Raw genomic sequence first — 5,719 nt, forward strand, 5'->3', positions numbered from 1 at the left:
TTTTGCCTGTATGTGAGATGCGTCACATCGTCCAGGCTGGCGGTGCTGAAGAGTGTTTTCTCGATCCATGACGACGATACTGGAGGCGGCGATGCGCGCGACCATTTCGATCCTCGTTCTGGCGGCGTCGTTGATGCCTCCGGCCTCGCTTGCCGACCCGGTGCAATCGTCGGAAGACATCATCAAGTTTTTCGCCAGCACAGCCCAGCTCGGCCAGTCGCGCGGAATATGCGTCGGCGCCGCAGACGAATGTGACGGCAAGGCGGACGCGCCGGCGCCGGCCGGCCTGGATATGCTGGTCAATTTCAATCTCGATTCCGCCGAACTCATGCCGGACGCCCGGGCCAAGCTTGGCGAATTTGCCAAGGCGCTGAAGGACAATCGCCTGAAGAGCCAGAACTTCGTCGTCGAAGGCTATACTGACGCCTCCGGCTCGCCCACCTACAACAGGGGACTTTCGGAACGCCGCGCCCAGTCGGTGACCGCATTCCTGCTGTCGAACGGCATCGAGCCGTCGCGCATCACGTCCGTTGGCCTTGGCGCAACCCTTCCGCGGGTGGCCAATCCCTACGATCCGGTCAACCGCCGCGTCGAGATGCGCATGAACACCCAGTAGATCGCGTGATCTTGCTAGAACACGCCGCCGATGCCGATCCCACCGCTGATGTCGGGGGGAGGAGCGGCCGGACGCGAGGACTGCGGCTTCGAGGACCTTGCGGCCTTTCGGCTGGTCGCCGCCTTGCCGCGCGCAGGGGCGGCATCCGACGATATCCTGGCCGGCTTGGTCCTTTGCACGACGACCGGATCCTTGCACACGCGGCCCGACTGCAAGAACAGGTCGCCCAGCAGTTCGACGGTGGGTTCAGTCGTCGATGCCGTGCGCCGGGTGTTCTTGTAGTAGCTGGTGACGGCGCGGACGGAGCCCTTGCCCCAATTTCCGTCGACGCTCGTGCGGTAACAGCCCAGGCGACGCAGCTCTGTCTGGATACTGCGCGCGAGATCGGTGGCCTTTTCCGGGTCCGGCTCGCCGGCCGACTTGCCGACGATCAGTGTTTCGAGGCCGGAGACTACGCTTTCCTTCGCGCCGTCGAGGCTGGCGACCTGCGTCCCGGCAGGCTTGGCCGAGGGATCCGACGGCGGTGTGATCTCGACCGACCGCAATGTCTGGCCGACGATGATCACCGCGGTCTGCAGGTCGTTGGAAGCAAGCTCGACCTGCAGCTTCTCCTTGGCGACCGGATCCGACAGGATGCGCGACAGGCTGGCGCTCAACTGGGTCGGATCGAGCACCTGCTGTTCGGTGAAGTAGAATTGCTCGCGCAGATTCGACTGATCCCACGGCACCTGACGACCGAGCGTGAGCGCCTCGGTCTCGTTGCGCACGCGTATCATCATGTCGGAAATGCTGAGCCCCGGGATTTCGATGTTCTGCAACAGGGCCGTGGTGAAGGGGCTGTTGTCGCCGGCTCCATCGACCGTGGTGTTGCCGGGCTGGGTCGCAAAGGCGACGAAAATGTTCTCGCCCACCTCGACCTGCGCGAGGCCATCGGCGGTGCTGGCACCTTCGCCCACCGGGTTGTTCCGGCAGGCGTCGAGGAAGATGAAGGTTTGCCGCTCACGGCTGGCAAATTTGGCGATCACATCATTGAGCCTGATCGCGCGCGCGGTCAGCTGCTCCAGGTTTTGCGCGTCGGGCGTGTCGACTGGCAAAAGATAGTTCTCGCCCTGAAGCTGGACGCCGTGGCCAGCGTAGAAAATGAGCACCGCGTTGGCGCCGGCAAGCTTGCCGGTGGCTTCCTGAAACAGCCTGGCAAATCCCTCCGCCGAAAGATCGGTGCCGGTGAGCACGTCGAAGTTCAGCCTTCTCAGGCTCTCGGAAAGTCTTCTGGCGTCGTTGTCGGCGTTGGCAAGGTGGGGGAGGCGTGCGCTTTGGTAGTTGGAATTGCCTATTACGATTGCCAGCCGCTTGGCGGGCTGGAGCGTCGGTTCTTCCACGGCGGCCGCCCAAACGCCTATCGGGCCGAGACATGAGAAGAGCAGAACCGCCACGATGCGCAGGAAGGGGCCACAGGTCATGACGCGAGCTCGTCTCAGTTGGCGACAGTCCTCGAGCAATCGAAGCGCTCCCCCCATTGACGCCTCTCGCGCGCCGAACCCGCATCTTCGAAGACCCAAAAATTTTACATCAGAACCCATCTCGAAGGAAGGGTGGCGCCGTAACCGGTCAAAGTGAGTTACTATGATCTTCGATCGATTTTCTGCTAGTATGTCGAAATCGTATCTGTGGGGGCCGGATCGTTGTTCTTGGAGAATTCAATCGCATAGCTTGCACCGACTGTTTGAGTAAAACTTTAAGTTCGGGGACACGAAAATGAAAGCAGCGAATTGGCTTCTGCGCCTGTGCGCCGCGTGCGCGCTCTCGATTGGCGCAGCATTGGTCTTCATGCCTTCGAAAGCCAATGCTTGCATCATTGAGGGCCTAGACGCCAACTGTTATCTTGGCGGAGTGGCCAACGGCGCGATTGTCGACACATCTCTGGACGCCCTTCACAACATTGTTGACGACATTGTCGAAGCGAATGTCGGTCCGGCCAAGGCAGCTCCGCCGGCACCAGCGCAGGCGGCGCCTTTTGGGGTTTTTGCTTCCGGCCAGCTTGCCCACACCGAACATGACGGCTTCAGGATTTCGAACAGCTTCGACACAATTGATGGACAACCTTTCGATGTCGATGAATTCTCCGCCGCCGTCAGCGTGGATTTCAATGCCGCCAAGCATTTCGGCTTCGACGATGAGCATGGGCTCAACATCGGCCTGTTTGGTGGCTATGCCTCCGCCGAGGTGGGTGTCGACGACCGCCGCTTTTCCAGCGGCGGCGATGCCACCAACAGAAGCGGGATGTTCGGCGGCTATGGACTCTATCGCCATGATACGAGTTATGCGCTGGTGGCGGCGTCCGCATTCCTCGGCAACACCGACGTCGAGAATGTGGACAGCGGCTCCGGCAACTATGACACGCAGGGCTATGCGATCACCGGGTCTATTGGACGCATCTTCAAGCTCACCGACCGGGTCCGTTTCGATCTGCGCGGCGGCTTGCTGGGCGTCACCTTCACCGGCGACGGATATGAGGACAGCTCCGGCACTGACTACGGCAAGAGCCACCTGTCCTTCGGCGCGATCAAGTTCGAGCCCGGCATCTATGCCGATTTCCAGCTTGGCAACGGCATGGTGATCAGTCCCTACGCACGGGCCGATTTCCAGCAGCGTTTCGGCTACTCCAACACGGCCAGCGTCGAGGGCGAGGAAAGCGAATTCGAGGACGCGGACTTTTCCGTGGCGCTGTACTCCGGATTCAATCTGAAGATGACGGGATCGACCACGCTCAGCACCGAAATTCGCGGCAAGTGGTCCGCGGACAGTTCGACCGTCGCCGGCAAGCTGGGTCTGAAAATCGCCTTCTGAAGACAAGGTCGGCAACGCCGGTCGTGCTGCTGCGAACTGCCACACGGTCGGCCGCTCTATCTTGGCTGTGCGCCCGTCAAGTTGAGGCTCCCTTGATACAGGTCGAGACGCTCGCGGTCTTCCTGCAACCATTCGATCGTTCGCTGCAAACCGGTTCGCAATGTCGTTTGCGCGGTCCAGCCCAATACCGTCGCTGCGTGTCGGGTCTCGGCCTGCCAGATATCCGTGTCCCAGCCTCGATCGGGCATGCTCTGCCAATGCGGTTCAGCCTCGCAGCCAGTCACGCCATGCACGAGAGCGACGATTTCTCCCAGCGTGGTTTGCCGACCGGTGCCGATGTTGAATATTGCCCCGGGATCCGCCAGCGGGCGACTTGCCGCGATGATCAAGGCGTCGATGACGTCTTCGACCCAAACGAAATCACGCGCCGTCTTGGGGTTCGCAAGCGGCGGCCATTTCCCGACCATCGCATGGAGGAGCAGTGACGGCACGAGGCGTCGCGGCTCTTCCCACGGCCCATAGACCGAATAGAGACGAAGTGTCGGAAAGCGCATGCCGGATCGTCTGGCAAGATCGCGGCAGAACGCCGTCGCCGCCGCCTTAGAGATTGCGTAGGCCCCTTCGGGCTCAGCCGGTTCGTCCTCGGACGGGGCGTGTCTCTTGCGGCCGTACTCCAGTGAGGTGCCGGTGTGCACGAAAGCCTCGACATTCGCCTTGAGCGAAGCAAGCGCCAGAGTGCGGATGGCTTCGAGGTTCGTCTTCGCGATCCTGGCCGCATCGGTCTGCCACGAATAGGCGCCATGCGCGGCCAGATGGAACACGTGGCGCGGCCGCAGTCGATGCAGCAGCGCTTCCACGGCCGAAGCATCCGTCAGATCGATGACATGCATCGAGAGCCGCGGCTGTTCTGCAGGAACACGCCAGGTCGCGAAACCAGGTCGCAGCAGGAGATCGACTTGCCAGCCCATCGACAGGAGCCGTCGGACCAGGCTCGCGCCGACAAAGCCGCTGCCGCCGGTCACAAGGGCTCGCTGCATCTCAGCCGGGCCGCATCCTGGCGAACTCGCCATAGTCGAACACATCGAGATACTGCCAGGCGGCCTCAGCGACTTTCGCATGCTCCTCGACCGAGAGTTCCGCTGCCGTCGCGCGATTGGCTTGCGGCGTGGCGCGGCGGATCGTTCCCCAGGGATAGACTTCACGCAGCGCCAGTCCATTCCATGTCGGCGCCGACAGCGCGGCGTGATCGTCGATGCCCAGAGCGGACAGAACCGGCGCCAGAGCCTTGCGCGCGTCGGACACGACATCTTCCAGCCTCACGATGTGCACCCGATCCGGATGACGATTGCGCGCGAGCAGGGCATGGTATTGGTTCAGGCACCAGGCCCGCAGATAGTCCGACAGGCGCATCGGAACCGGCCGCTTCTTCGTATCGGCGTAGGCGGAGAACGGATTGCGCACGACATGCAGCATGTGCGCGCCGGGCATCGCGGCGAGGATCGCCTCCGAGTCCACGGTGATGATCGGACTGTACCCGACATAGACTTTCTCGCGGCCGCTGCGGTTGTAATCCTTCCAGGCGTCGAATGTGGAGCGGAAGAAAGCAGCGACGTTGTTCGCCGTGCCGCGGCCGACGGCCTCCACATGCTTGATGTATTGAGCGCAACGCTCATCGTCGTTGAAGTCGAAGGCCGTGTCACGAAACTTGCTGACATACGGTGTGCGCGCACGCACCTTGCATTCTTCGTCGATGATCAGTTTGTAGTCGTCCACGGGAGCCGCATCGAGCGGGAAGGCCGGCCAGCGGTACTTGACCGGGAACAGAGACGTCATCGCGTCGTTGACGAGGCGCGTTCCGATCTGGGACTCGAACGGATAGACGAACATCTCCGGATGCCCGTCGAGAAAGCGGTGCGTGGTGTTTCCGCCATTTTCGTACATGGCGCCAAGCATCAGCAAGCGAAACCCGTCGGTCATCAATTCCTCCGAACATCATTCCTGGAACCGGCTTGCCAGGCATAGAACAGCGTCTGTTCCGCGCCCGGCATCCGGCGAAAGCCGTCAAATGGAAGGCGATCGATCATCCGCGACGGGACGGCCTCGATCGCGAAGATCTGGTTGCCGGCCGGCCAGACCAGGCTGGCCACGACTCGCCCGCTTTTGATATCGACCGCATGCAGCCCGCAAACGCATCTGTCCGGTTCGAGCCCCGGTGCATAGGCACGAAAGCGCGGAATGATCCGCGATGTGCCAACG

At 61.9% G+C, this 5,719-nt stretch carries 6 protein-coding genes; 2 read left to right on the plus strand and 4 right to left on the minus strand.

Annotation, left to right across the window (positions count from 1 at the left end):
- The first annotated feature begins 91 nt into the window (after nucleotides 1–91).
- On the plus strand, nucleotides 92–616 hold the full coding sequence (locus tag EN742_RS21720; protein ID WP_126054548.1) for an OmpA family protein: 525 nt from the start codon (nucleotides 92–94) through the stop codon (nucleotides 614–616).
- A 14-nt stretch (nucleotides 617–630) separates the two neighbouring features.
- On the opposite strand, the gene EN742_RS21725 is transcribed toward EN742_RS21720, so the two are convergent.
- Complete coding sequence (locus EN742_RS21725) at nucleotides 631–2,076, minus strand: caspase family protein (protein WP_126054549.1); 1,446 nt, start codon at nucleotides 2,074–2,076, stop codon at nucleotides 631–633.
- 295 nt (nucleotides 2,077–2,371) lie between these two features.
- Here EN742_RS21725 and EN742_RS21730 point away from each other — a divergent pair, with 295 nt between their 5' ends.
- Nucleotides 2,372–3,463 carry an autotransporter outer membrane beta-barrel domain-containing protein gene (locus tag EN742_RS21730; protein WP_128333258.1) on the plus strand — a complete coding sequence of 364 codons (1,092 nt, stop codon included), beginning with the start codon at nucleotides 2,372–2,374 and terminating at the stop codon, nucleotides 3,461–3,463.
- A 56-nt stretch (nucleotides 3,464–3,519) separates the two neighbouring features.
- Here the strand turns inward: EN742_RS21730 and EN742_RS21735 are convergent, their stop codons facing one another.
- The 3 genes from EN742_RS21735 to EN742_RS38205 form a co-directional block, all read right to left on the minus strand.
- Nucleotides 3,520–4,485, minus strand: a complete 966-nt coding sequence (locus tag EN742_RS21735; RefSeq protein ID WP_189375508.1) for an NAD-dependent epimerase/dehydratase family protein — start codon at nucleotides 4,483–4,485, stop codon at nucleotides 3,520–3,522.
- A 16-nt stretch (nucleotides 4,486–4,501) separates the two neighbouring features.
- The gene (locus tag EN742_RS21740; protein ID WP_128333259.1) at nucleotides 4,502–5,440 is read right to left on the minus strand and encodes a sulfotransferase; all 939 of its coding nucleotides are present in this window, start codon (nucleotides 5,438–5,440) and stop codon (nucleotides 4,502–4,504) included.
- A partial coding sequence (locus EN742_RS38205; protein ID WP_189375510.1) for a hypothetical protein occupies nucleotides 5,440–5,719 on the minus strand: 280 nt, incomplete at its 5' end. The genes EN742_RS21740 and EN742_RS38205, both read right to left, overlap by 1 nt.

The sequence above is a fragment of the Mesorhizobium sp. M4A.F.Ca.ET.020.02.1.1 genome (assembly GCF_004022645.1).
Taxonomy (GTDB): domain Bacteria; phylum Pseudomonadota; class Alphaproteobacteria; order Rhizobiales; family Rhizobiaceae; genus Mesorhizobium.

Excerpts from the sequence above, each read along its gene's own strand:
- EN742_RS21720 (WP_126054548.1), top strand. The coding sequence starts at position 92 with ATGCGCGCGACCATTTCGATCCTCGTTCTGGCGGCGTCGTTGATGCCT.
- EN742_RS21725 (WP_126054549.1), bottom strand. The coding sequence starts at position 2,076 with ATGACCTGTGGCCCCTTCCTGCGCATCGTGGCGGTTCTGCTCTTCTCA.
- EN742_RS21730 (WP_128333258.1), top strand. The coding sequence starts at position 2,372 with ATGAAAGCAGCGAATTGGCTTCTGCGCCTGTGCGCCGCGTGCGCGCTC.
- EN742_RS21740 (WP_128333259.1), bottom strand. The coding sequence starts at position 5,440 with ATGACCGACGGGTTTCGCTTGCTGATGCTTGGCGCCATGTACGAAAAT.